22 protein-coding genes and 1 tRNA gene are annotated in these 23786 nt (G+C 63.6%); 8 read left to right on the top strand and 15 right to left on the bottom strand.

The window, feature by feature from the left end:
- Positions 1-53: 53 nt before the first annotated feature.
- The 5 genes from B4400_RS01380 to B4400_RS01360 all read right to left on the bottom strand — a co-directional run bounded on the left by B4400_RS01380 (position 54) and on the right by B4400_RS01360 (position 5675).
- Complete coding sequence (locus B4400_RS01380) at positions 54-1385, bottom strand: ABC1 kinase family protein (RefSeq protein ID WP_078308759.1); 1332 nt, start codon at positions 1383-1385, stop codon at positions 54-56.
- A 57-nt stretch (positions 1386-1442) separates the two neighbouring features.
- Positions 1443-2792, bottom strand: coding sequence for an ABC1 kinase family protein (locus B4400_RS01375; RefSeq protein WP_078308760.1), 1350 nt, complete (start codon positions 2790-2792; stop codon positions 1443-1445).
- Between the two features lie 49 nt (positions 2793-2841).
- Positions 2842-3720: a hypothetical protein gene (locus B4400_RS01370; protein ID WP_078308761.1), complete on the bottom strand. Its 879-nt coding sequence runs from the start codon at positions 3718-3720 to the stop codon at positions 2842-2844.
- 90 nt (positions 3721-3810) lie between these two features.
- The gene (locus B4400_RS01365; RefSeq protein ID WP_078308762.1) at positions 3811-5178 is read right to left on the bottom strand and encodes a zinc-dependent metalloprotease; all 1368 of its coding nucleotides are present in this window, start codon (positions 5176-5178) and stop codon (positions 3811-3813) included.
- Between the two features lie 80 nt (positions 5179-5258).
- Complete coding sequence (locus B4400_RS01360) at positions 5259-5675, bottom strand: thiol-disulfide oxidoreductase DCC family protein (protein ID WP_078308763.1); 417 nt, start codon at positions 5673-5675, stop codon at positions 5259-5261.
- Positions 5676-5736: 61 nt separating this feature from the next.
- Here B4400_RS01360 and B4400_RS01355 point away from each other — a divergent pair, with 61 nt between their 5' ends.
- From B4400_RS01355 to B4400_RS01345, 3 genes are all read left to right on the top strand, one after another.
- Positions 5737-6759 (top strand): YlbL family protein, encoded by a 1023-nt coding sequence (locus B4400_RS01355; protein WP_078308764.1) that lies wholly within the window; start codon positions 5737-5739, stop codon positions 6757-6759.
- A gap of 117 nt (positions 6760-6876) precedes the next feature.
- On the top strand, positions 6877-9843 hold the full coding sequence (locus B4400_RS01350; protein ID WP_078308765.1) for a UPF0182 family protein: 2967 nt from the start codon (positions 6877-6879) through the stop codon (positions 9841-9843).
- A 132-nt stretch (positions 9844-9975) separates the two neighbouring features.
- Positions 9976-10049: transfer RNA gene (locus B4400_RS01345), tRNA-Met, on the top strand.
- A gap of 77 nt (positions 10050-10126) precedes the next feature.
- Here B4400_RS01345 and B4400_RS24810 read toward each other — a convergent pair.
- The 3 genes from B4400_RS24810 to B4400_RS24800 are packed head-to-tail and all read right to left on the bottom strand — an operon-like array spanning position 10127 to position 11223.
- On the bottom strand, positions 10127-10705 hold the full coding sequence (locus B4400_RS24810) for a site-specific integrase (RefSeq protein WP_286151085.1): 579 nt from the start codon (positions 10703-10705) through the stop codon (positions 10127-10129).
- A 1-nt stretch (position 10706) separates the two neighbouring features.
- Positions 10707-10907: a hypothetical protein gene (locus tag B4400_RS24805; RefSeq protein WP_286151086.1), complete on the bottom strand. Its 201-nt coding sequence runs from the start codon at positions 10905-10907 to the stop codon at positions 10707-10709.
- On the bottom strand, positions 10885-11223 hold the full coding sequence (locus B4400_RS24800; RefSeq protein WP_286151516.1) for a site-specific integrase: 339 nt from the start codon (positions 11221-11223) through the stop codon (positions 10885-10887). The genes B4400_RS24805 and B4400_RS24800 overlap by 23 nt, the downstream gene beginning before the upstream one ends.
- A 496-nt stretch (positions 11224-11719) precedes the next feature.
- Between B4400_RS24800 and B4400_RS01335 the strand changes: the two genes are divergently transcribed.
- Together B4400_RS01335 and B4400_RS01325 are read left to right on the top strand one after the other, a co-directional pair.
- Complete coding sequence (locus tag B4400_RS01335) at positions 11720-13378, top strand: hypothetical protein (RefSeq protein WP_078308766.1); 1659 nt, start codon at positions 11720-11722, stop codon at positions 13376-13378.
- Positions 13379-13950: 572 nt separating this feature from the next.
- A complete protein-coding gene (locus B4400_RS01325) occupies positions 13951-14517 on the top strand; it encodes an LppU/SCO3897 family protein (RefSeq protein WP_139361220.1) in 567 nt (188 codons plus the stop codon).
- Between the two features lie 136 nt (positions 14518-14653).
- Here the strand turns inward: B4400_RS01325 and B4400_RS01320 are convergent, their stop codons facing one another.
- On the bottom strand, positions 14654-15013 hold the full coding sequence (locus B4400_RS01320) for an MmpS family transport accessory protein (protein ID WP_078308768.1): 360 nt from the start codon (positions 15011-15013) through the stop codon (positions 14654-14656).
- A gap of 123 nt (positions 15014-15136) precedes the next feature.
- On the opposite strand from B4400_RS01320, the gene B4400_RS01315 reads away from it, so the two are divergent.
- On the top strand, positions 15137-15916 hold the full coding sequence (locus B4400_RS01315) for a hypothetical protein (protein ID WP_078308769.1): 780 nt from the start codon (positions 15137-15139) through the stop codon (positions 15914-15916).
- Here B4400_RS01315 and B4400_RS01310 read toward each other — a convergent pair.
- Positions 15913-16359 carry a Clp protease N-terminal domain-containing protein gene (locus B4400_RS01310; protein ID WP_139361218.1) on the bottom strand — a complete coding sequence of 149 codons (447 nt, stop codon included), beginning with the start codon at positions 16357-16359 and terminating at the stop codon, positions 15913-15915. The genes B4400_RS01315 and B4400_RS01310 overlap by 4 nt on opposite strands.
- 52 nt (positions 16360-16411) lie before the next feature.
- Between B4400_RS01310 and B4400_RS01305 the strand changes: the two genes are divergently transcribed.
- Positions 16412-16708 (top strand): hypothetical protein, encoded by a 297-nt coding sequence (locus B4400_RS01305; RefSeq protein ID WP_078308771.1) that lies wholly within the window; start codon positions 16412-16414, stop codon positions 16706-16708.
- 258 nt (positions 16709-16966) lie between these two features.
- On the top strand, positions 16967-19039 hold the full coding sequence (locus tag B4400_RS01300; protein WP_078308772.1) for an acyl-CoA synthetase: 2073 nt from the start codon (positions 16967-16969) through the stop codon (positions 19037-19039).
- Here the strand turns inward: B4400_RS01300 and B4400_RS01295 are convergent, their stop codons facing one another.
- From B4400_RS01295 to hisN, 5 genes are all read right to left on the bottom strand, one after another.
- Positions 19040-19462, bottom strand: a complete 423-nt coding sequence (locus B4400_RS01295; RefSeq protein WP_078308773.1) for a TIGR03668 family PPOX class F420-dependent oxidoreductase — start codon at positions 19460-19462, stop codon at positions 19040-19042.
- Between the two features lie 2 nt (positions 19463-19464).
- Entirely contained in the window at positions 19465-19965 is a 501-nt protein-coding gene (locus B4400_RS01290; protein ID WP_078308774.1) for a hypothetical protein, read from the bottom strand.
- A gap of 145 nt (positions 19966-20110) precedes the next feature.
- Entirely contained in the window at positions 20111-21322 is a 1212-nt protein-coding gene (locus tag B4400_RS01285; RefSeq protein ID WP_078292206.1) for an acyl-CoA dehydrogenase family protein, read from the bottom strand.
- Positions 21323-21354: 32 nt separating this feature from the next.
- Positions 21355-22758, bottom strand: coding sequence for an acyl-CoA dehydrogenase family protein (locus B4400_RS01280; RefSeq protein ID WP_078308775.1), 1404 nt, complete (start codon positions 22756-22758; stop codon positions 21355-21357).
- Positions 22759-22993: 235 nt separating this feature from the next.
- Positions 22994-23785: a histidinol-phosphatase gene (gene hisN, locus B4400_RS01275; RefSeq protein ID WP_078308776.1), complete on the bottom strand. Its 792-nt coding sequence runs from the start codon at positions 23783-23785 to the stop codon at positions 22994-22996.
- Position 23786 lies beyond the last annotated feature (1 nt).

The following is a 23786-nucleotide window of genomic DNA, read 5'->3' as shown; positions in this document are numbered from 1 at the left end:
ATCGTTCAGTGTGGCGTCGTTGCCCTCACGTCTTCACGGAATGCTAGCTGTTGCTAGCTGGCGGCGACGGGCTCGTCCTCGCGAAACCCGGGAACCCAGTCGCCAATGATTCGCGCGTACGGGACCGTCGCGTCGAGCTGGGCCAGAATGCCGGACAGGCTGCCGAGCACCCGGAACATCATCAGATAGACGGGCGGCAGGTCCAGATGCCGACCGGTCTGGAACTGGGCACCGCGCACGTCGCTGGATTTGGCGGCCACGCGCTGCATCCATTTCCGGGTGAAGTGGAACTCGTCGGACTTCAGCGGATCGATGAATGGCTTCAGGTACTCGTCGATCTCCTCCGGTGACACATCGGTACGCGGCGGGATGAATCCCTCTTCGCGCATGAGGGGAATGAGCTCATCCCAGATCCCGTCCCGCTCCAGACGCCAGATGGGCCCCAGGTTGGGAGGGAACCCGCCCTCATGGGTGGCGACGGCGCCGAAGTCCATGACGCCGAGGCGTCCGTCCGGCAGCAGCATGAAGTTTCCGGGGTGGGTGTCGGCGTGCAGCAGCCCGCACCGGTAGGGGGAGCTGACGGTGAATTTCAGGAGCAGGCGTCCGCATTCATTGCGCTCGTCTTCTGTTCCGCTGCTGATGATTTCGGCGAGCTTTCGGCCTTGCATCCACTCACTGATGACGACCTTGGGGGCAGAGGCAACCACCGGTGACACGTAGAACTCGGGGTCGTCCTTGAAGGCCTTGGCGAAGGCCCGTTGGTTGGTGGCCTCGATGCGGTAATCGAGCTCTTCCTCGGTGCGTTCGATCAATTCGTCGATGATGCTTTTGACGTCTGCGCCCGGCACGATCTGTTTGAACAACGATGCGAGCCGCTGCATGGTCTTGAGGTCCGAGCGGACGGCTTCGTCGGCGCCCGGGTACTGCACCTTGACCGCCACGACGCGCCCATCGCTCCAGATCGCCTTGTGCACCTGGCCGATGCTGGCCGAGGCGACGGGTGTGTCGTCGAAGGACTGGAAGCGCTCGCGCCACTTCGTGCCGAGCTGCGCGTCGAGGACGCGGTGGACCTTGTCGGCGGGCAGCGGCGGGGCATCGCTTTGCAGCTTCGTCAAGGCGTCGCGGAAGGGTTCGGCGAAGGCCGGCGGAATCGCGGCTTCGAATACCGACAGGGCCTGGCCGAGTTTCATCGCGGCGCCCTTGAGCTCGCCGAGCACCTGGAACAGCTGTTCGGCAGCCTTCTCCATCATCTCGGCGTTGACCTCGTCCTTGGACTTGCCGGTCAGACGTTTCCCGACACCCAGGGCGGCGCGACCGGCAATGCCTGCCGGCAGGGATGCGAGTTTTGCGGCGCGCGCGGCGCGGCCACGACGGATCTCAGCCATGCGTTACATCATGCCGGAGGGCCAGGCGGGTCTGACAACGCAGGTTTTCTTTTTCGCCTACGTGGCGGCCGGTGCCTTGCTGTCCTCGTGGAAACCCGGCACCCACTTGTCGATGATGGCCGCGTAATCCACCGGGGCATCGAGCTGTGCCGCGATGCCGATGAGGCCGCCCAGGACCCGGAAGAACATCAGGTAGTTGGGCGGCAGGTTCATCTGCCGGCTGGTCTTGAACGACTCGAGGAACTCCTCGCTGCGGAAATCGGTGGCCTTGGCGGTGAGCCGTTGCAGCCATTTACGGCTGAAGTGGAATGTCTCGTGGTTGAGCGGCTCGATATAGGGCTCAAGGTAGGAGTTGACCTCCTCATGAGAGACGGAGGTCGCACTCGGTGGGATGAAGCCCTCCGAACGCAGCACCTCGGTCAGCTCTTCCCACTTCTCATCGCGAGCCAGACGCAGGATCGGCCCGAAACCGGCCGGGAGGCCACCCTCGTGAGCGGCGCAGGCACCGAAGTCCATGACACCGAACCGGCCATCCTCCAACAGCATGAAGTTTCCGGGGTGGGTGTCGGCGTGCAGCAGTCCGCACCGGTACGGCGAGCTGATGCTGAACTCGAGGAGGAAATGCGCGCAATTGCTGCGCTCTTCCTCGGTGCCCTTGGCGATGATCTCCGAGAGCTTCCGGCCCTGCATCCACTCGGTGATGATCACCTTGGGGGAGGAGGCCACGACCGATGGCACGTAGAACTCGGGGTCGTCCTTGAAGGCCTTGGCGAAGGTGCGCTGGTTGGTGGCCTCGATGCGGTAGTCGAGTTCTTCTTCGGTGCGCTCGATGAGTTCGTCGACGATGGCCTTGATATCGGCGCCCGGGGCCACCTGTTTGAACAACGACGAGAGCCGCTGAATGGTCTTGAGGTCCGAGCGGACGGCCTCGTCGGCGCCCGGGTACTGCACCTTGACCGCGACGGCACGGCCGTCCTTCCAGATGGCCTTGTGCACCTGGCCGATGCTGGCCGAGGCGACGGGTGTGTCGTCGAAGGACTGGAAGCGCTCGCGCCACTTCGTGCCCAGCTGCGCATCGAGGACCCGGTGGACCTTGTCGGCGGGCAGCGGCGGAGCATCGCTCTGCAGCTTGGTCAGTGCTTCCCGGTAGGGCTCCCCGAACTCCGGGGGAATCGCGGCCTCCATGACCGAGAGCATTTGGCCGATCTTCATGGCCGCGCCCTTGAGCTCGCCGAGCACCTGGAACAGCTGTTCGGCGGCCTTCTCGACGAGTTCGGCGTTCACTTCGTCTTTGGATTTCCCGGCGATCCGTTTACCCACACCGAGTGCGGCGCGGCCCGCGATCCCGGCCGGAAGCGATGCGAGTTTTGCGGCGCGTGCGGCGCGGCCACGACGGATCTCTGCCATGCGCACATCATGCCCGGTCGTGATGAAGTTAACAAAAAGTGGGTCTTCGTCAATTTCCGGTGAAGTAGGCGCCGCATCGGCACAGCGGGTGCGCGGTCCAGTGCCGGGCGGTCAACGCGTGCGTGGACAGGTCGAGTTCGAGTGTCGCGTTGAGCGTTACCAGCGGTCCCGGTGCCTGCCCGCGGAAGGCCGAGAGCACCCGATCGATCTGCGCCAGCGCCACCGCCACGGTGCCCAAGATCGTGGCCGGCGCGGCGACCCCGACGGCTCCGGTGAGTTGGGCGGCGACCGCGGGCCACTGCGCGTCACGGTCGCGCCGGTGCCGGTCGGCGCATTCCAGACAACTGGTGATGCCGGGCAGAACCATGGGCCCGATGAGTCCGGTGCCATCGCGCGCCCGGACGGACAGGTGCGGCACCTCGGCGTCGGCAAGTATCCGCAGTAACCGGGTATCGGCGATCAGATCATCGGCGAGCACCGCTAAATCGACATGTTGCCAAGACTTTTCGTGCGCCGATTGGGTTGAGCGCTGGATGCGCGCCGAGGTATGCCGGAGCGCTTCGGCGAGGGTGTCGGAAAGCGGACCGCGGCCGACGAGCCGGATCACCGGCGATGCGACCGCAGTGGATCGGGTTCGGCGGATGACGGCGCCGGCGTCGACCAACTCGTCCAGCAGTGAGCGAATGTCCTCCGTATCGTGGAAGTCCTTGACGCACTGAAGGTCGAGAATCTGGCCCCAGGTGAGCTCGTCCGTTAGGGAGTTCAGCAGCTGCCGTACCGCGACGGCCGGCGCGGCCGCCGAGGGGCGCACGATCACGGCGTGACGCGGCATCCATCCGATCTGGACCCCGTCGTCCGGCCGTGGCAAGACTGGACGCGCCGGGTCGAGGGTGAACGTCGGCTCGCTGGACATGGCCCACTGTGGCATATCAGGCATGCGCGGCAGGCGGGCGAAACCCGTTTATCCACAGCCCGATTCAGTCGCTGACCAGCGCCGAACGGGTGTGCGTCAGATTTCTCAGTCTTCTCGGTTTTCTTCGGGGTTGCCCGGATCGAGCTTCTCGATCTGTGCGATCGGGTCATCAGCGGCGTCGGTGTCGCCGCCGATGATGCGATCGATGAAGGCGGCCGGGTTGTCCAGGTCGCTGGCATCGGGGATCAGATCGGGGTGTGCCCAGATCGCGTCGCGCTTGTCCGTGCCGACGGCATCGGTGAGTCTGCGCCACAGCTCCGCCGCCTCGCGCAGCTTGCGTGGCCGCAGCTCCAGGCCCACCAGGGTGCTGAAGGTCTGCTCGGCCGGGCCGCCCGTCGCGCGGCGGCGTCGCAATGTCTCGCTGAGGGCCGCGGTCGCCGGGATGCGCTCGCCGAGCGCGTCGGTCACCACGGTTTGCACCCAGCCCTCGACCAGAGCGAGCAGGGTTTCCAGGCGTTCCAGGGCCTGCTCCTGCTGCGGTGTGGTCTTCGGCTCGAAAATGCCTTGGGACAGAATCTGTTCCATATCGGACGGATCGCCCAGCGAGGCGGGATTGAAGCCGCGCGCGGCCTCCTCGATGGCGCTCATGTCGATCGAGATGCCCTTGGCGTATTGCTCGACGGTGTCCATCAGCCGGATGGTCAGCCAGCCGACGCCACTGAACAAGCGGTGATGCGCGGCTTCCCGAGCGGCCAGGAAGGTCATGATTTCACTCTTGGACTGCTCGAGGCCCTCCGAAAACGCCTCGATGGCAGCCGGCAGGAGAGCCGCGGTGCCCTTGGGGCCCAACGGCAATCCGATATCCGTGGAGGTCAACACCTCTCGGGACAGCTGTCCGAGAGCCTGGCCGAGCTGCGATCCGAAGGCCATGCCGCCCATTTGGGTCATCATGCCCAGCAGTGGACCGGCCATGCCCTGGGCCTCTTCCGGCAGGTTCGCCGCCCACATACCCGAAATCTGTTCGGCGACAGGATCGACGAGCCGCTTCCAATTTTCCAGGGTGTGGTCCACCCAGTCCGTCGCGGTCCAGGCGGCGGTTCGGGTGGCGCCGGCGGGCAACGCGGTGGCTCCGTCGAGCCAGGTATCGGCAAGGTGCACCGCATCGGCGATGGCCGATGTGGTGCTCTCGGTGATGGGAGCCACGAAACCGATTGAGCTCGATGCCAGTTGCCGGGCGATGTCGTAGTTGACCGGGCCCGCGGGCTGACCGCTGGCCGCACCGGCCGCGGCGCCGCTGAACATCTGGCCCAGCTGAGTGAAGATCTGGCCGAGATCGGCGGGATTGAATCCACCAGATCCGAAGCCGAATGGGTCTGCACCCGGCGATCCCGAGCCAGACCCCGGTCGCGCGTCGTCGCCCCGCTCACGGTCGGGGTCGTCGCCAGCAGCGAATCCAAAGGGGAGGTCGGCCATATCTCCACGGTACCGCTGGTAGAGGTGGCCGGATCACGCTGACGGCGTAATCAGCGGAACGCGCTGCTTGTGACGCGCGATCAGGCCAGGAAGCGTGCGCGAACCTCGGGCGGCGGTACCGGGCAGGTGTCGTACTGGCCGAACACCCGGTACCGGGTGCGTGCCACCAGCCGGTACAGCGCGTCGCGGATCGGGCGTGGGACGAGCCGCGCGATGACGGCGGCCCGCCGGGTACTGCCCAGATAGTCCATGATGCGGAGCACTCCGTCGGACCGGATATGAATTCGTTCGATGGGCTCGCCCGGGTTGTCGACGATCACGAAGGAATCGACGCCCACGAGTTCGGGGTGGCGCGCGAGCACCTGATCGCCATACTCGCTGTCGAGCGCGGCGAACCGCATCGTCCCGACCTTGTCGTCGCGCAGGATCTTCTTCACCGCACCGTTGCACAGTGCGCAGACGCCGTCGTACAGCAGGACGGGGGCGTACTCGCTCATCGAACCTCCACCACCAGACTACCGGCGGGGGCCTGATCAGGCCTTGCCATAGGGTGCAGGCATGAATCGCCGCGTAGCGACGCTGCTGGTCGCGCTGGTCCCGATCATCGCCTTCGCGTTGTTGATGTCGGTGATCACCGTGCCATTCGTATCTCTGGGCCCGGGCCCGACCTTCAACACCCTCGGTCAGGTCGAGGGCAAGGAGGTCGTCGACATCAAGGGCACCAAGGTCGATCCGGTCTCCGGTCACCTCAACATGACGACCGTTTCCCAGCGTGACGGCCTGACGCTGGCCGACGCGCTGCGGTTGTGGGCAAGCGGTCGTGAGCAGTTGGTCCCGCGCGATGCGGTGTACCCGCCCAATCGCTCCAAGGATCAGGTGGATAAGGAGAACGACCTCGAGTTCAAGAAGTCCGAGGAAAGCGCCGAGTTCGCGGCGCTCGGGTATCTCAAATACCCGACGGCCGTGACCGTCCTGACCATCAGCGAGGACGGACCGTCCAAGGGCAAGTTGCACGAGAACGACGCGATCACCGCCGTGAATGGGCGGCCGGTCGCAACGCTTGAGGAATTCACCGGACTGCTCAAGCAGACAAAGCCGGGCGACCAGGTCACGCTCGACTACAAACGCAAGAATTCCCCCAGTGGCACGGTGAAGATCACCCTCGGCAAGAACGGGGATCGTGACTACGGATTCCTGGGGGTCGGCGTGGTGCAGGCACCGTGGGCGCCGTTCACCATTGATTTCAATCTGGCCAATATCGGCGGGCCGTCGGCCGGGTTGATGTTCAGCCTCGCGGTGATCGACAAGCTGACCCCCGATGAGCTCGACGGTGGAAAGTTCGTCGCCGGAACAGGAACCATCGATGCCGAGGGCAAGGTGGGCCCCATCGGCGGGATCACCCACAAGATGCTGGCTGCCAAAGACGCTGGAGCGACGGTGTTCTTAGTGCCCGCGGCCAACTGCGCCGAGGCGAAGACGGACGGTGGGCAGGGGCTGACCCTGGTCAAGGTCGGCACCTTGACCGAAGCGGTTGATGGGCTCAATGCCCTCAATCGCGGTGATCAGCCGCCTAGTTGTTAGCCAACCTCACCACCATCGATGCAGGACGATGCCCGCTGTTCTGCGGCTACAGTGGGGCTGAGAAGCGAAGCGCGAAAATTGAGCCGTGCTTGAACACTCGACGAGGAGCGTAGCGACGTGGGAATGCGGCCAAATGGGGCTCTGCCACGACTGACCCGACGGAGCCGGCGACTGGTCGCCGCCGCGTTGGTGATCGTGGTGTTGTTGTTGATCGGCCCACGCCTGGTCGACACTTACATCAACTGGTTGTGGTTCGGCGAGCTCGGATTCCGTGGTGTGTTCACCACAGTGCTGCTGACCCGGCTCACCTTGTTTCTGATCGTCGGAACCCTGGTTGGTGCCGTGGTTTTCGCGGGTATCGGGCTGGCGTATCGGGCGCGGCCCGTGTTCGTGCCCACGAAGGGCCCTGGCGACGCGCTGGCGCAATACCGGGCTTTGATCTTGTCGCGGGTGCGACTTTTCGTCATCGGTGTTCCCGTGCTCATCGGGGTGCTGGCCGGCATTGTGGCCCAAAGCTATTGGATGCCCGTGCAGCTGTTCCTGGAAGGCGGCGACTTCGGTATCAAGGATCCGCAATTCGGTTTGGATCTCGGATTCTTCGCCTTTGAGCTGCCGTTCTACCGATTTGTGCTGACCTACCTGTTTATCGCCGTGTTTGTCGCGCTGATCGTCAACGCCTTGGTGCACTACATTTTTGGCGGAATTCGGCTGTCCGGTCGTTCCGGCACGCTGTCGCGTCCGGCCCGTATCCAGTTGGTGACTCTCGCCGGAATCCTGGTGTTGCTCAAGGTCGCCGCGTACTGGCTCGATCGGTACGAGCTGCTCTCTCACACGCGCGCCGGCAAGCCGTTCACCGGCGCCGGTTACACCGATATCAATGCCGTGCTGCCGGCCAAGCTGATCCTGTTGGCCATCGCGGTGATCTGCGCGGTCGCGGTGTTCTCGGCCCTGGTGCTCAAGGATCTGCGGATCCCCGCGATCGGCCTGGCGCTGCTGTTGCTGTCCTCGTTGGTGGTCGGTGCCGGGTGGCCGCTCATCGTCGAGCAGTTCAGCGTTAAACCCAATGCGGCGCAGAAGGAAAGCGAGTACATCGCGCGCAGTATCAAGGCGACGCGCGATGCCTATGGCCTGACAGATGACGTCGTGACGTACCGGGACTACAGCGGCACGGCCTCGGCGCCCACAGGGAGCGAGCAGCTGGCCAAGCAGGTTGCCGCCGATCGCGCGACGATGGCCAACATTCGCGTGCTGGACCCGAACATCGTGAGCCCGGCCTTCACGCAGTTGCAGCAGGGCAAGAACTTCTATGCCTTCCCTGATTCGTTGTCCATCGATCGGTACCAGGACAAGAGCGGCTCGCTGCGCGACTATGTGGTCGCCGCCCGCGAGCTCGATCCGGCCAAACTTCGTGATAACCAGCGGGACTGGATAAACCGGCACACCGTGTACACGCACGGCAACGGGTTCATCGCGGCACCGGCCAACACCGTGCGGGGAGTGGCAGACAAGCCGGACGAGAACGGCGGGTACCCGGAGTTCCTGGTGAACGCCGTCGACGACAGCGGCAAGGTACTGTCCGACGGCCCGGCGCCGCTGGCTCAGCCGCGCGTGTACTACGGCCCGATCATCGCCAGCGACACCAACGACTACGCGATCGTCGGGAAGAACGGCAACGACCGCGAGTACGACTACGAGAACAATGCCGGCACCAAGAACAGCACCTACACCGGCACCGGCGGCGTTCCCGTCGGCGGCGCGCTGGCGCGGACGGTATTCGGTCTGAAGTATGCCGAGCGGAACTTCCTGTTCTCCAATGTTATTGGCGACAACAGCAAGATCCTGTTCAATCGCGATCCGAGCCGCCGCGTGGAAGCGGTGGCGCCGTGGTTGACCGTCGACAGTGGTACCTACCCTGCGATCGTCGACAAGCGCATGGTCTGGGTCGTGGACGGCTACACCACGCTGGACAACTACCCGTACTCGCAGCAGACGTCGTTGTCGGAGGCCACCTTTGACAGCCAGGTGGGCAGGACCGGGGGAGCGCTGCCCAATCAGCAGGTTTCGTACATCCGGAACTCGGTCAAGGCCACGGTGGATGCCTACGACGGCACGGTGACTCTGTACCAGCAGGACGAGAAGGATCCCGTGCTTAAGGCATGGATGAAGATCTTCCCGGGAACGGTGAAGCCGAAGAGTGACATCTCCTCGGATCTCGCGCGGCATCTGCGCTACCCGGAAGATCTGTTCAAGGTGCAGCGGACCCTGTTGGCGCGCTACCACGTCAATGACCCGGTGACGTTCTTCTCGACCAGTGATTTCTGGCAGGTGCCGGATGATCCGAATGCGCCTACCGGGTCGCAGCCGCCGTATTACATTGTGGCGAAAGACATTAACAAGAATGACAATTCGGCGTCGTTCCAATTGACGAGTGCGCTGAACCGCTTCCAGCGTGACTTCCTGGCGGCCTATGTCAGTGCCAGCTCGGATCCCGAAACGTACGGGAAGATAACCGTTTTGACGGTCCCCGGGACAGTGCAGGGCCCCAAGTTGGTGAACAACGCCATCACCACCGACAACCTGGTGTCCTCACACGTCGGCATCATCAAGAACCAGAACATCCTCAAATGGGGCAACCTGCTCACGCTGCCGGTGGCCAATGGGGGACTGTTGTTCGTCGAGCCGCTGTACGCCTCGCCGGGTCAGGGTGATCAGTCGTCGTATCCGCGTCTGATCCGTGTGGGCATGTTCTACAACGGCAAGGTCGGCTATGCGACCACGGTCAGGGACGCGCTCGACATGGTGTTCGGGCCGGGGGCCGGTGCGACGGCCACCGCTCCGGCGGCCGAGCCCGGAAGCGTCAACGCACCGCCGCCGAGCGGTCAGAGTGTTCCGATCGTCCCTCCGGTGGCGCCGCCGCCCGCAGGATCCGCGGATCTGTCCTCTGCGAAGGCTGCCGCGCTGCAGGAGGTTCAGAAGGCCATCGGAGAGGTGAAGGACGCCCAGAAGAGTGGGGACTTCGCACGGTACGGACAGGCCCTCAAGAGCCTCGACGACGCGATGACCAAGTTCACACAGGCCAAGTAGAAACGGGTCGTCCCTGCCACCGCGTGAAAGCGCAAGTGGCAGGGACGAAACCACTTCTCGGTGCCGAGAACATGCAGGCCAGGTTAACGATTTGGCGCCACGCACTGCGCCCGGTAACCTTGTGTTCACCACCGCGGGGTGGAGCAGCTCGGTAGCTCGCTGGGCTCATAACCCAGAGGTCGCAGGTTCAAATCCTGTCCCCGCTACTAGGTCCCCAGGCCAGAGGCATTAATTGCTTCTGGCCTGGGGTATTTTTTTTGGACCTTTTTCCGCCATGGGACCATTAATTCGCGGGGCGTTCGAGCGCGCGATCCAGCACTGCGGCAGCCTCGGGGTGGGGCTTTCCGCGCGCAAGGTAGTGCCTCTGGGTGGTGTTGATGTCAGCTTGACCGAGCGAGTCGGCGATGACTCGGATGGGGAGTCCCGCATCGTCTTTGAAGGTCGCGCCAGCCTTGCGGAAGCTGTGGGCGGTGATGTCCTCGGCGATGCCCAACGCCGCGCGTACGCGGCGCCACTGTGTCGCGACATTGGTGGGGTCGCGAGGAGTCCATTCATCGGACGGGAACACCAGGTCCGCGAACTCGTCGGCGATCGGAGCGCCGAATGCGAGCTTGCGCTTGGCCAGGGTGCGCTTGCGTGCCTCCAGGGTCTTGATGGCGAACTCAGGAACCGAGATCGGCTGGAAGCGGTTCTTCGGATCGTCATCCTTGGTGACACGAACCAGACCCTTGCCCTTGATGCGGGTGATCTTCCCCGACGGGACGAACACCTTGTTGTGCAGGTCGAAATCGGTCCACACCACGCCCAGTACCTGGCTCGTGCGTAGATTCAGCCCGTACAGCAGATCCACATAGTCGGCCATGTCAGCCGCACTCGCAGTATTCGGCGACCGTGGGCGGCGTGTAGCTCTTGGGTGGTTTCTGCCGTTCGGACGCCGACAAGATCCGCGGGCACGGTGCAGTAGACCTGCGTACCGCGTCGAGGATGAACCGCATGTCTTCGGCGGCGATATGGCCAGCGCCGCCGGTACGGCCCTTGGGCTCAACGTCCTTGACGAGTTGCACCTCGCCGCACGGGGTTGACCGACACTGCGCCGCTGCTGATACGGATGGCGTACCGGAACATCCCCGAGAGGGCCGAGCGACACGTCTTGGCGGACCCAGGCCCGTGCTTGTCGGCCAAGTCCGCGAGATAGGCCTCCAGGACCGTGGTCGGAACCTCGGAGAGTCGACGGGAGCCGAAGCGCTCAATAAAGCGTTCCGACTTGCGGTCGTAGGCGTCCAGTGTGTTCTGGGCTCGCCCCTGCTTGACCAGATACGGGCGGTATTGATTGATCCACAGGTCCCGGATCGTTGTGCCGAGAGTGATCTTGTTGTTCATTGGCGAGCTCGCGAGCAGTCTCGCCGCCTCCTCAACCGCGGCCGCAGCGCGGCGACCATCCGTGTCGGGAGCGTACCGACCCCGGGAGTCGTACTTCGGTGGGCTGACTCGTTTGACGGGTCGACGCACGCCCCGCGCTATCCCTCACGCGGACCCTGGCAAGAAAATGGCCGCGACCCAACTCGGTCAACTCGACCTTGCCCGAAACTCGCGCGTGACCAGATTGCCAACATGGACGGGTGATGTTGGCCAGGATGTGCAGATCTGGCGAATGCGTTCCCATATGGCCACCGAGACCGGGCGCCGAGTGATTTACGTTGCTCCAAGATCGCGTTACCGAGCAGGGAACCCGTGTGCTGCGCCTATCAGGGGCGATGTGAGTCGAAGCCGATGTGGCTAACTCGATAGCTGGGTTTTTATCGACATGGCAACCATGTGTGTGCAATGATCTGTCCAGGGGCGCGTTCAGCGTCGGCTGAAAGGGGCGGCTGTATTCATGGTCATGAAGGATCGTTGGGCGATGCCTGTGGGTTTGCGACGAGCTTCGGCGCTGCTGGCGATCGTCGCCCTGGCTGTTGGTGGAGCGAAGGTGGCTGGCGACCACACCCTGCCCGGTAGCGGATTCTCCACGGTGGCGACCGTGGCTGCGGACCCATCTGGCCCGACAGGTGGTCCTGGTGGCGACGGTGGGATGAATGGCTCGCAGTTCCAGCCGCCGGGCTTGCCCCCGCAGCAACCCGATTATCAGGGCGGTATCAACCAGCCGCCGTTGGATCAGAACTCGGGTATCAGTATTTACAACAGCGGCAATCCGCAAGCGCCACAACAGGTTCCAGGCCAGCAAGCCGGCCAGCAGCCTCAGCAGGCCCAACAACCCGCACACGGCACGCAAATACCGGACTATCAGACCGCTACCCCGTACACGCAAGGCCCTGGTAAAGCGAACCCAGATTACCAAGCACCACAACAACAATCACCCCAACAGGGGCAGCAGCCCCAACAGCAGCAGCCAAGTCAGGTCCCGACTCAACAGCAGCGGCCACAAAACAAGCAGGACGATACGACTCAACAGCTGGATCAGCAGCAGCAACAACGCCAACAGCAATGCATGTCGGCGGCCCAGTACTACGGCATTGGACAGCAGATGCTCAGCTTCCTGGCTTCAGCGTTCGGCGGTGCCGGGTCGATGTTCCAGCAGCCCAGCCGCAAAATGGGCCCCGACGGCGAGTGCAACTGCGCCCCTGAACAAGCAGGGCCGCAAGACTCCGAGCCGTCACAGGAGCAGCCAAAGACTCCACGTTCTGACCAGAAAATCAACTGCCAGCAGCCTACACAGACTGGCGATTTTGATGACCTGGATTCCACGATCCCCAACACCAACCTCAACATTGGCGGCGATCCCAAGCCCGGCACCACACCCCCGGGTCCTCGGTTGAATGGGGACCTGAATCCGCTGAATAAGAACGTTCCCCCTGGCACCCGGCCGCTCCCGACCGGAACAGCCTTAGGCCCGCAAGGACAGCATTACGCGTTCTACAGCACGCCGCAGGTCTATTCGTCTCCAGGGGTTTTCAACGACAACTTTGTCACCAAACCATCGCAAATCGTCGATCTGGCCAATCCCTCGAAGATCATTGGCACGTCGAAACTGGCGCAAACTAGCGGCGCCTACGATCCAGCCTCTAACACCATGCTCCTCACCGGTAACATCAGCGCGGAGCCTGGCGATGTAATTCGTGAGGTATGGCAGTCCGACCCAATCGACCCGAAGAATCCCAACGGTTGGATCAACACCATGCATCGTCTCGGGAACGTCATGCCCGGGGACCGGGAAAGCCAGCTCATTGCTCTTGGTTCGCAGGGCAAGGACGGATTCCTGTTCGTTGGTTCGTCAGGTAGGGGGCCGATAGAGGGTGTTGTCGCATCGACGCCGCAAGAACTTACTCAGAAGATGGTCGGACAGGTCATGGTGTTAAGAGACATCAATAACGTGAATGGTATTGATGGACCGTATGGTCCGACTATCCCCAAGCAAACGATCGACTCAGCAGGGAACGGTAGCCTGGTGTTGCGACTGAGTCAGTACTGGAAGCCCGGCGCGGACAGGGGCGTGTACGCCCCCCGTGTTTACGAGACCACCTGCACTGTCCAATAGGAGAGAACAGAAATGAAGCGAGCGAAAAGCATCCGTACGTCCATAGTGTTCGCGACTCTTGCCGTTCTGACGTCATCGTTACCGGCAGTAGTCGCATCTGCTGAACCGCCCGGTTTTCCTGACCTCAATAGTTTCTCTGAGGTGTCGGCTGACTCATACATACTGCGAGGCGGTAGGGGCGTGCCGACTGTTGACTTTTCCACGCCCGATGGTGTGGATTGCGACTTCGGTGCTCCTTCAACACCAAATGGGCAGAATCAGCTAATTAGCTGCTGGGGGCCACTACCCGGCCTTCAAAATGTTCCAGCAACCGGCTCGGGACCGTGTGACACAGGGTCCGTGAATCAATTTGGAATAGGCCACGTCAAAAAAGATTGTCAAAATCATAAGCCGTCAACAAAGGTTCTAAACCCAGGTCAGAAGATCTCGTATGGCAACGTGACGTGCGCGGTCGGCGGTGACAGTCTACTTGCATGTATTGAGAGAGTTAGCCCGGAGCGCGGTTTTGTATTGCAACCGTCGGGTTCATTTGTCTTCTGATCGATTTGTGCTGCCGAAGTAGGGGGAGTTCTTTGTCGAGAGCGCTCGGGACCGTTGCAGGTCTCTGCCTGGCCGCCGTAGTGGGATGTGCTGGCCCCACTGACACGTCACCAACCAAATCACCGGCCTTGCACCGGGAGTCGACTGATTTTGCGAACATTCCGGGCCAGTTTCCGTCGCCGGGGTCATTGACCGCTAATGGTCAGGCTGAGGCTCCAGTTGGCGGGTGTGTGAATTTGGGCGGCGAGCTGGTCAACGCATCACTGACGGTGGTGGATTGTGGGTCGGACCGAAACACGTACCGGATCGTTCAGCGTGTGAATATTCCGCAAGAATGCGGCGACACCGACCGCTCCTACTACCACAACTCCCAAGCCACCGGACAGTACACCGCGTGCCTTGACCTGGCGTGGGACCAGTCATCGTGCATCAGCCTCGGGCAGCCCGTGGCGAAGGTGGCCTGCTCCGATGCGAACGCCCCCAAGCGAATCAAACCGCTGAAGGTGATCCTGGACGCCACGACACTAGATGGTTGCCCATCCGGTGGTTACAAGCATCCCCAGCGTCGGTTCACTGTCTGCACCGAGACGCAGAAGTAGTTCGCCCGTCAATCATCGCTTGACAAGATAGTTCGCGGGTCAGTGTCAGGGTTGAGAGGTTGATCAGGGGTTAGTTCTCAGGAGTTGTCGGCGCTTGGGTACACAACGGGACTGGCACCGGCCGACCGCGCTTGGGCTATCCGCGGCAGGTAGCGGCCGAGTCCTGGCCCACGGTGGTGTTCTCGACCTTGACCTTGCCGTTGATGACCAGGCGGCACGTCACCGGCGCTCCGGCGGACTGGGCGCTGACGAAGTACGGCGGATCGGTGATATCGCTGGTGAACGTCCAGGCCCAGGTGTGCTGTGTGCCATCGACGGGCTGTTCACGCATGTGCCCAAGGCTGTCTCTCCACGTGATCGCCGATATCGGGCGATCGGAGCTGATGACGTAGAGGACAGTGTCCGGCGGCTGCGGGGTGATGGCGAGTGAAGCGCCGAATGCCGTCGCGCCGACTGCGGTGGTGCAGGCGGTGATGAGAGTTGCTGCGAGTGCCATGGGTCAGCCTTGCCCGTCCTTATCTGGTTGTGCTGAGGGCACAGTACGCCCGAACACGTTCACGCCGTGGCGATTTGACGATCTGAATTCGGGGGAGTTGGTCCCCGCCGCGCGCGTCGATGTCTGGCGCGAGATGATGGGCGCATGGGTCTCATCGCGCTACCTAATGCTGTGCTCACCGATGCCGATATCGCCGACGCTTTGAGCCGCGCGGTCCGGGTGATCAACCCGGTGCTTACCGTCTTGGCGCAGTCCGATCCGTTCGGCCTCAAGGAACGCACCTACGAATTGGGCGCCGGCGACGGACTCGTCGACAAGGCCCTGGACGCGCTGGCCTGTGCTCTGAACACGGCGACTACGCCCGGCACGAAGGCATGGGAGCAGCTGGACACCCGCGGGAAGGCGCACTGGTGGGTTCAGCGCGTCGGTGCCGTGAACACCGTATTCGTCGCCTTCCCAGGGATTTTCGGCGCGCTCGCGGCCCGGCTGCCTGTGCAGGACCTCCTGGGGTTCTCCAACCAAGCCATCGTGCTGGTCGCCATCGCCCGTGAACTCGGGATCGACGACCACCAGGAGCAGATCCGGCTGCTTGCGAAGGTGCTGTGCGGTCGCGCCCTCGGTGCCGAGGCGCTGGTTGGTGCCGATGATCAGGAACCGGAGACGCCGCGAAGTTGGTCGCCGTTCGCGCTGGCCCGCACCCTCTGGCACCTCGCGGGCATTCTGCGGGCCATCGCCGGCGAGCTGGAGAAGCGGCCGCAACCCAAGCCGATCTTCCGTTATCTCGGAATGCTGCCCGCGATAGGCAGCGTGGCCGGATACATCGGCGAGTACGGGGCCCTGCGGCGGGCCGCGAGCGCGGGTGAGAAGAGCATCGTCGCGCAGTCACGCCCCGTGCGCGCTTAGTCGCCGAGGTTCTCGTCCAGGTGCGCCCGGATGTTGTCCCAGAGGTCGAGAACATCCACGCTGAGTTTCTCCCATATCTGGATGATGGTGGGATCGGCGGCGTCGACGAGGCCCAGCAGCAGGTGTCCGGTGCAGATCTCTGTCTGCCGCCTGCTTGTCGACGCGGTCATCGCCAGCTCGAGGGTCCGCTGGGCTCCTGGCGTGAACGGCATTTTCTCCGTCGGTGGCTCCTGCCCTAACGGGACGATCAGCTGAATCACCCGGGTCGCGTTCTCAAAACGAACTCCGGCCGGCGCGAGCAGCCGAGCCCCCAGCCCGGTTCCTTCTCCGACTAGACCTAGCAGGAGGTGCTCTGCTCCGAGGTAGTTGTGCTGCCGTTCGCGTGCTTCCTCTTGTGCGATCACGATGACCTGGCGTGAGCGCTCGTTGAACAGATGGAACATGACCCTCCCTGTCTCCGGCTCAACGTACATCTTGCCGGAGTTGGGTTCGGCGATGAGTTACTGTCACCGCATGAGCGCTGTGAAGGTTTTGGCTGTAACCGGTTTCGTGGCAGTCGCCCTCGTGACGGGATGCTCGGGTGTCATCAATCAGGGTGGCGACACCACGTGCAAGAACTTCATCGCCGCCGAGGAACAGAAGCAGAACGATGCGGTGAGCAAGATGCTCAAGGACCAGAGCGGGCGTGACGCGTCGAACCTGGAAATCTCCGCGACCCGCACCTCGGTCACGATGTACTGCAAGACGCTCGGGAACGATGGCAGCAAGATCCGCGAGGCCCCGCACATCTAGGCGCGGCTCCTTCATGTAGTTGCCAGTGGCTCGGCGGCGGATTGGGTGAGTGAACCCCGGGGCGGGACCGTTCGCCAGGCGGCGGCCGATTTGCCGATCAGACATGTCCTGTCGAGGTTGCCGGCGGTTCGCCCGGCCCGCTGCTCGGCAATCTGGTCACGTCAGTGACATGAACCACAACAGTTCCTGGGCAGTGATGCGCGCCATCGGGTACGCTCGCGCGGTGCATGACCGAAAACCCCAGGTAGGACTACCATTATGGTCGCTGATGTAATTAGTTGCGACAAGTTGCTCAAGCACCCGCGCGGGCTTGTGTGGGAGCTGATCAGCTCACCCGACATGTACCCGATGTTCTTTACCGGGGTCGGTTCCTGCGAGACCTTGATCGAGAGCACCGAGACGGGACCTGACCCTGAGTACCTGGTGCTGTCCACCAAGACCAAGGCCCGTGTGCGCCTGATTCTCAGCAACACCAAGGAGAGCTTCGCGATCGAGGGGGTCGACAACGACGGGCTGATCTCCGTGCGGTTGTTCGAGGAACGCTCCGCACAGACCCGGGTTCGCATCACGGTGTTGCGGGCGGCTTCCGTCCTGCCCGCTGGCATCAAGAAGCCGAGCGTGGCCGTCAACCAATGGTTGATGGACGGGCTGGACAGAATCGATGACTACCTGTCCGGCGCGTCAACTTCCAACGTGTCGAACATGGGCGATAACGGAAATATTCAAGTCAGCATCGCCCGGCTGATGATCGGGGTGGGTGTGGTGCGTATCCCGCGCCCCGATCGCGGGCTTCGTCAATTGGGTTCACTGGCGCGGTGGGGATTCACCCTCCAGGGCGGATACGCGGCGGCTGCGGCACGCGCGCCCAAGCAGCTCGCGATTGCCGATGACGCCGGACAGCTGACCTTTGAGCAACTTGACCGGCGCGCCGAGGGCATGGCCACCGGTCTGATGCGCGACGGCATCAACGAAACCTCCAAGATTGGCCTGCTGGCTCGCAACAACATTGCCATGGTCGAGTGCCTGATTGCCTTCGGCATGCTCGGGGTGGATGTGATGCTGCTCAACAACGCGTTGGCAGCAACTCAGATCCAGATTGCTGTGGCACGCAACAATCTGACCAAGGTGTTCGTCGACGACGATCTGGACGAACTCGTCAGGTACGTGCCCTGGGAGGTCGAGCTCGTCAGCACGGGCCGCCGCAGTGCCATCAACGGGCGCCGCGGGCTGGATGATTTCGTGGTAGCCGACAGGCCGGGAGTGTTGCCACCCACCCGGCCCGGCCACCAGGTGGTGCAAACCTCCGGAACCTCGGGAACACCCAAGGGAGCGTTGCGGCCGACCCCGCGGGGGTTCGCCGTCATCGCCGCGATGCTGTCGCGGATGCCGATGAAGATGAACGAGACCATGCTCATCTCGGCCCCCGTCTTCCATGCCTGGGGACTGGGCTGCCTGCAGATCAGCACACCACTGAGGGCGACGGTGATCCTGCAGGAGAAGTTTGATCCGGAGGAGTGCCTGCGCGCCATCGCGACGCGCAAGGTGACCACGCTGATCGCCGTCCCGATCATGCTGCAGCGCATAGTCGATCTGCCCGCCAAGGTGCGCCAGAGGTACGACACATCGAGCCTGCGGCTCGTTGCCTGCAGTGGATCGCCGCTGAATGCTTCACTGGTACAACGGTTTACCGAGGCATTCGGTGAAGTGCTCTACAACTTCTACGGATCCACAGAGGTGTCCTGGGCCACCATCGCCGACCCCGAAGATCTCGCGATCGCTCCCACCACCGTGGGTCGGCCGCCGCTGGGCACCACCATCGCGATTCTCGACGCCGACCGGCGGCCGGTGCCGCGCGGTGTGACGGGAAGGATCTTCGTCGGCAATGAGATGTTATTCGACGGGTACGTGGCCGACCCGTCACCGGCGTCGGTCAACGGTCTGCTGGATACCGGCGATCTGGGCCACCTGGACGCTGATGGCCGTCTGTATATCGACGGTCGCGATGACGAGATGATCATCTCCGGCGGTGAAAACGTGTTCCCCCGGCCGGTGGAGGACGCATTGGCCTTCCTGCCGCAGGTTGCCGATGTGGCCGTCGTCGGGACGTCCGATGACAGCTTCGGCCAGCGGCTGTCGGCATTCGTCGTGCTGCACAAGGATGCTGGTCTGGACGGAGACATGGTGCGCGCCTTCATCAAGAACCGGCTCAGTAAGTTCCATGTGCCGCGTGACGTGTACTTCGTCAAGGCTCTGCCGCGTACGTCGACCGGCAAGGTCATCAAGCGGCTACTGCTGGCTGACTGCGAACGCGACGGGATCAGGCCGGAGTAATCAGGCCGACACGGGGGAGGCGGCCCATCCGCTCCACCGGGAGACATCGGTCAGCACCATAGGGCCCGTTGGTGGCGTCTCGCGGTACTGCCGATACTTGTTGGCCAGCGCGTTAATCCATGTGGAGTCCGGCGTATCGAGGGCCCGTGCGATGCCATCGGCGCGCACCCACCACAGCGCCGACCAATCCTCGTCATAGTGATCTGCCAGGAAGCTGACCGCAGGGTTCGCGGCGATGTTGCGCAGTCGCTGTAAATCGTTGCGTAACTTCGGCTTGTGATCAACGGCCCAGCAGATGGTGTCGTCAGCGATGGCGAAGGTCACCGGAACTAGGTGCGGCGCACCGGACTCGTTGACCGTCGCCAGCCGCGCCACCGCCGCCGTCTGGAAGCGGTGGCGTGCCTCGGCTGGATTGAGTCGCACGCCTAGTGACGGCCGCCGTTGCAGATGTTGGCCAGCACGTGGAAGTTGTTGACGCCGTCGAACAATAGGCCGCCGACCGCGGCACCGCGATCGATGATCTCGGGGGAGGAGCGCACCTCCGGAGTGGCGGCCAGCCATGCCCCCGCGAGGTCGTAGGCACCGCTCAGGCCGTCGGCGTATGCCGTGAGCTGCTGGCGAGCGCCGGGCTCGGTGACACCGTCCAGATTGGCCCGCACGCCATCGTTGGCTCGCCCCCACATGTCGCGGGCCTGTCCGACGGCTTCGACCTGACGGTCCAGCCCGGAGTAGGCGGGATTGTCGCCGCGGATGTACATCAGGGCCTCGGTGACGATCGGACCGTTGTTGGCCGGATCATCGACCGCCTTCGACATTTGGTCGATCGCAGCGCAGGTCGACTCCTCGGCGCTGGCAACCGGTATGCCGGCGCCGAACGGAATGAGGGAACAGCTCACCGCGGCGAGCAGACCTGACCGAACCCACATATGTCCTCCACAAGATGATGTGTCGCGTCGATAGAAACGGGAGCTTATCTGTCTTTGCCAGTCTTCGCTCAGCTGCCTCGTCGAAAATGGTGCGGCCCCTCCGGGGTGAGTCCCGGAAGGGCCGCAATGGATCTTGATCAGTGCGTCACTTGAGCTCTGCGGAGCTCAGCCCCAGCAGACGGCGGGCGACCACCAGCTGCTGGATCTGCTGAGTGCCCTCGAAGATGTCCAGGATCTTCGAGTCGCGGCCCCACTTCTCCAACAGGGTGCGCTCGGAATAGCCGGTGGTGCCGGCCATTTCGACGGCCTTGAGGGTGATGTCGCTGCCGACGCGGCCGGCCTTGGCCTTGGCCATCGAGGCTTCCATCGAGTTGGGGATGTTGTTGTCAGCCTGCCACGCGCTGCGCAGCGTCAGCAGGTACGACGCCTCCCAGTCGGCCTCCATCCGGATGAACTCCGCGGCGGCCGCGTGCTGAGCGTGCGCGGGCTTGTCGTAGGAGATGTCGATGCCAGCGTCCTCGAGGATCTTGCGCAGTTCCTCGAGCGAGGCCCGCGAGACACCCACGGCCATCGCCGCCACGATCGGGCGGGTGTTGTCGAAGGTGCTCATCACACCGCCGAAGCCCTTTTCGGTGTTGATCTCCGGATCGGACAGGATGTAGTCCTTGGGGATCCGCGCGTTGTCGAAGCGGATGACCGCGGTGTCGGAGGCCTTGATGCCGAGCTTCTCTTCGAGACGCTCGATGGTCACACCGGGGTGCTCACGCGGCACCAGGAAGGACTTGATGGCGGGGCGGCCCTTGGTCTTGTCCAGGGTCGCCCACACCACGATGTGGGTGGCGCGTGAACCGGCGGTGACGAAGATCTTCTCGCCGTTGATGACGTACTCGTCACCGTCGAGCTTGGCGGTGGTGGTGACCGCCGCCGAGTCCGACCCGAAGCCCGGTTCGGTGATGGCCATGGCGGCCCACACCTTGCCGAACTTGTCGGCGTCTTCCTTGGTCGTCACGCTCGACACCGCGGCGTTGCCCAGGCCCTGGAAGGGGATGGTCAGCAGCAGACCACAGTCGCCCCAGCTCATCTCGAGGGCGTTCAGCAGCGCGGACATGTTGGCGCCGTTGACGTTCTGCTTCTCGGTGTTCTCCTCGGCGCGGAAGGCCTCGGCACCGGCGAAGGCGAACGTGCCCGCAGCGGTGACGCCGGCGAACAGTGTCTCCAGGGTGTCCAGCTCGACGGGGTAGGTGTGCTCGGCCAGGTCGTACTTGCGGGAGATCGGCCGTACCAGCTCGGCAGCGCCCTGGTGCCCCTTCTCCTGAACCGCCTGCAACTTCTTGGGGAGTTCCAAATTGATTGCCATGGAAAGACTTTCGTTTAGTAGAGGTTCTGGGCTTAGAGGACTACGACGCCTTCGGCGACACCGATGGCACGCAGGTTGCGGTACCAGCGCTCCACCGGGTGCTCCTTGGTGAAGCCGTGGCCGCCGAGTAGCTGCACGCCGTCGAGGCCGATTTGCATGCCCTTGTCGGTGGCCAGCTTGCGGGCCAGCGCGGCCTCGCGGATGAACGGCAGGCCCTGCTCGGCGCGGGAGGCGCCACGCAGCGTGACCAGCCGCAGGCCGTCGAGCTCGATGGCGATATTGGCGCACATGAAGGCAACGGCCTGGCGGCGGGCGATGGGCTCGCCGAATGCCTCGCGCTGCTTGACGTAGGGAATCACGTAGTCGAGCACGGCCTGGCCGGTGCCGACCGCGAGCGATGCCCAACCAAGGCGAGCCAGTGCGACGGCCTCGGAGTAATCGGACTCGCCGGCTCCGTCCTCACCGAGCAACCCGGAGGCGGGAACCGCGACGTTGTTCAGGTTCAGCCGGCCCAGTGCCGCGCCGCGGATACCCATGCTCGGGTCTTCCTCGACGGTGATGCCCTCGGTGCCGGACTCGACGATGAACAGCGACGGGCGGCCGTTGTAGTTGGCGGCCACGATGAACAGCTCGGCCTGGGCAGCGGCGGGCACCAGCGACTTGACGCCGTTGAGCCGGAAGCCGCTGGGGGTGCGGGTGGCCGTGGTCTTGAGGCTGAAGGGATCGAACAGCGCCTGCGGCTCGGCGATGACAACCGAGGCCTGCGGCACGCTCTCGCCCGCGAACTCCTTGAGGTAGGTGGCCTGCTGGTCGGCGCTGCCCCAGTTGGTCAGCGCGGAGGCGACACCCGAGGGTGCCAGAATCGGCAGCGCCAAACCAAGGTCACCGTACGAAAGGGCCTCGGCGACAAGGGAGTTGGTAACTGTCGAGCGCTGCGAGGCGATGCCGTCGAAGTCCTCGGGGATGTTGATGGCGGTAACACCCAGCTCGGCGACCTTGCTCAGCAGGTCGGCGGGGTACGCCTTGTTCTTGTCCGACTCGTAGGCGGCGGGACGGATGACCTCGACGGCGAATTCCTTCACCGTGTCGGCGATCATCTTCTGCTCGTCCTCGGGATTGAGGTCGAAGAAGTCGGCGTTCGCCTTGTCGAGGCGCTTGGGCGCGCCCTTGCTGCCGGTCACCTTCTTGAAGGTGCGGTTGGCAACGCCGAGAGTTGTGAACAGGCCCTTCGTGGTCTCGAAGATGCCCTTGTTGAAGGCTCCGCGCAGGTTGTACTTGTCCAGCAGCTCCGAACCCGCGATCGGGGTCAGCACCGCGATCAGGATGTCGATCGCGCCGCGCTTGTGCTTCTGGAGGCCTACGCCTGTCTCGTGCTTCGCCAGGCTCTTGCTCTTGGCGGCCTTCTTCTCGTCGCGCGGGGTCAACGTGTTGGTCATGTCACCAGCCGTTTCTGGGGTCAAAGTGGGGTTCTGCCGGAGTAACTGATCGTTACCTTACTCCGAAGTAAGAACCGTATCTTACTAAGCGGTAAGATCCTCACAAAACGAGGCCCAGATCACACGATGTTTCCTCGCGCGGGCAGGCGACAACTCCCGCTTACGGGGACGCGTATCGCGGGAGACACCTTCGGCCGGCATCGGCAACAAACATCTGCTCGTGAGGGAGCAGGGCTTAGGACAGGGCGCGCAGCACCTCGTCGTGCAACAACCCGTTGGTCGCCACGGCACTGCCGCCATGTGGTCCGGTCTGGCCAGCCAGATTCGTGAATTGTCCGCCCGCCTCGCGAACCAGGATGTCCAGCGGCGCCAGGTCCCACAAGGAGACCTCGGGCTCGGCGGCGATATCGACCGCGCCCTCGGCCACCAGGCAGTACGAGAAGAAGTCGCCGTATCCCCGGATCCGCCACACCTCGTCGGTCAGGTCGATGAATCGATCGCGCTTGCCGCGATCCGCCCAGCCCGACAGACTGGAGAACGACAGGCTTGCCGACGCGAGGTGGTCGACTCCCGAGACGTGGATCAGCCGATCTTCACCCGCACCCACACGGGTGTGCGCGCCGAGCCCGGCGGCCGCCCACCACCGGCGGGAGAGTGCCGGGGCACTGATCACACCGACGACGGGCACGCCGTCCTCAAGCAGCGCGATGAGTGTGGCCCAGATGGGGACCCCGCGCGCGAAGTTCTTGGTGCCGTCGATGGGATCGACTACCCATTGCCGACCGGTGAATGCGGCCTCCCCGCCGTACTCCTCGCCGAACACTGAATCCGCCGGGCGCGATCGATGCAAGAGTGAGCGCAGGACGGATTCCACCGAGGTATCTGCGTCGGTCACCGGCGTCAGGTCGGGTTTCGTGTCTACCCGAAGATCGAGCGCGCCGAACCGCGACGTGGTGATTTCATCGGCGGCATCGGCTAATTCGAGTGCCAGCCGACGATCTTCGCGCAAGGAGACGGTGGGCGTCATG

Source organism: Mycobacterium sp. D16Q13, from assembly GCF_002013375.1.
In the GTDB taxonomy this organism is placed as follows: Bacteria; Actinomycetota; Actinomycetes; order Mycobacteriales; family Mycobacteriaceae; genus Mycobacterium.
Note: the sequence above shows the minus strand (reverse complement) of the source record. Positions and strands in the feature narration are given on the sequence as shown.

Coding starts and splice junctions, on each gene's coding strand:
- B4400_RS01300 (WP_078308772.1), top strand. CDS start 16,967: ATGGTCGCTGATGTAATTAGTTGCGACAAGTTGCTCAAGCACCCGCGC.
- B4400_RS01375 (WP_078308760.1), bottom strand. CDS start 2,792: ATGGCAGAGATCCGTCGTGGCCGCGCCGCACGCGCCGCAAAACTCGCA.
- B4400_RS01305 (WP_078308771.1), top strand. CDS start 16,412: ATGAGTTACTGTCACCGCATGAGCGCTGTGAAGGTTTTGGCTGTAACC.
- B4400_RS01310 (WP_139361218.1), bottom strand. CDS start 16,359: ATGTTCCATCTGTTCAACGAGCGCTCACGCCAGGTCATCGTGATCGCA.
- B4400_RS01355 (WP_078308764.1), top strand. CDS start 5,737: ATGAATCGCCGCGTAGCGACGCTGCTGGTCGCGCTGGTCCCGATCATC.
- B4400_RS01285 (WP_078292206.1), bottom strand. CDS start 21,322: ATGGCAATCAATTTGGAACTCCCCAAGAAGTTGCAGGCGGTTCAGGAG.
- B4400_RS01335 (WP_078308766.1), top strand. CDS start 11,720: ATGGTCATGAAGGATCGTTGGGCGATGCCTGTGGGTTTGCGACGAGCT.
- B4400_RS01365 (WP_078308762.1), bottom strand. CDS start 5,178: ATGGCCGACCTCCCCTTTGGATTCGCTGCTGGCGACGACCCCGACCGT.
- B4400_RS01280 (WP_078308775.1), bottom strand. CDS start 22,758: ATGACCAACACGTTGACCCCGCGCGACGAGAAGAAGGCCGCCAAGAGC.
- B4400_RS01360 (WP_078308763.1), bottom strand. CDS start 5,675: ATGAGCGAGTACGCCCCCGTCCTGCTGTACGACGGCGTCTGCGCACTG.
- B4400_RS24810 (WP_286151085.1), bottom strand. CDS start 10,705: ATGGCCGACTATGTGGATCTGCTGTACGGGCTGAATCTACGCACGAGC.
- B4400_RS01380 (WP_078308759.1), bottom strand. CDS start 1,385: ATGGCTGAGATCCGTCGTGGCCGCGCCGCGCGCGCCGCAAAACTCGCA.
- B4400_RS01370 (WP_078308761.1), bottom strand. CDS start 3,720: ATGCCACAGTGGGCCATGTCCAGCGAGCCGACGTTCACCCTCGACCCG.
- hisN (WP_078308776.1), bottom strand. CDS start 23,785: ATGACGCCCACCGTCTCCTTGCGCGAAGATCGTCGGCTGGCACTCGAA.
- B4400_RS01290 (WP_078308774.1), bottom strand. CDS start 19,965: ATGTGGGTTCGGTCAGGTCTGCTCGCCGCGGTGAGCTGTTCCCTCATT.
- B4400_RS01320 (WP_078308768.1), bottom strand. CDS start 15,013: ATGGCACTCGCAGCAACTCTCATCACCGCCTGCACCACCGCAGTCGGC.
- B4400_RS24800 (WP_286151516.1), bottom strand. CDS start 11,223: ATGAACAACAAGATCACTCTCGGCACAACGATCCGGGACCTGTGGATC.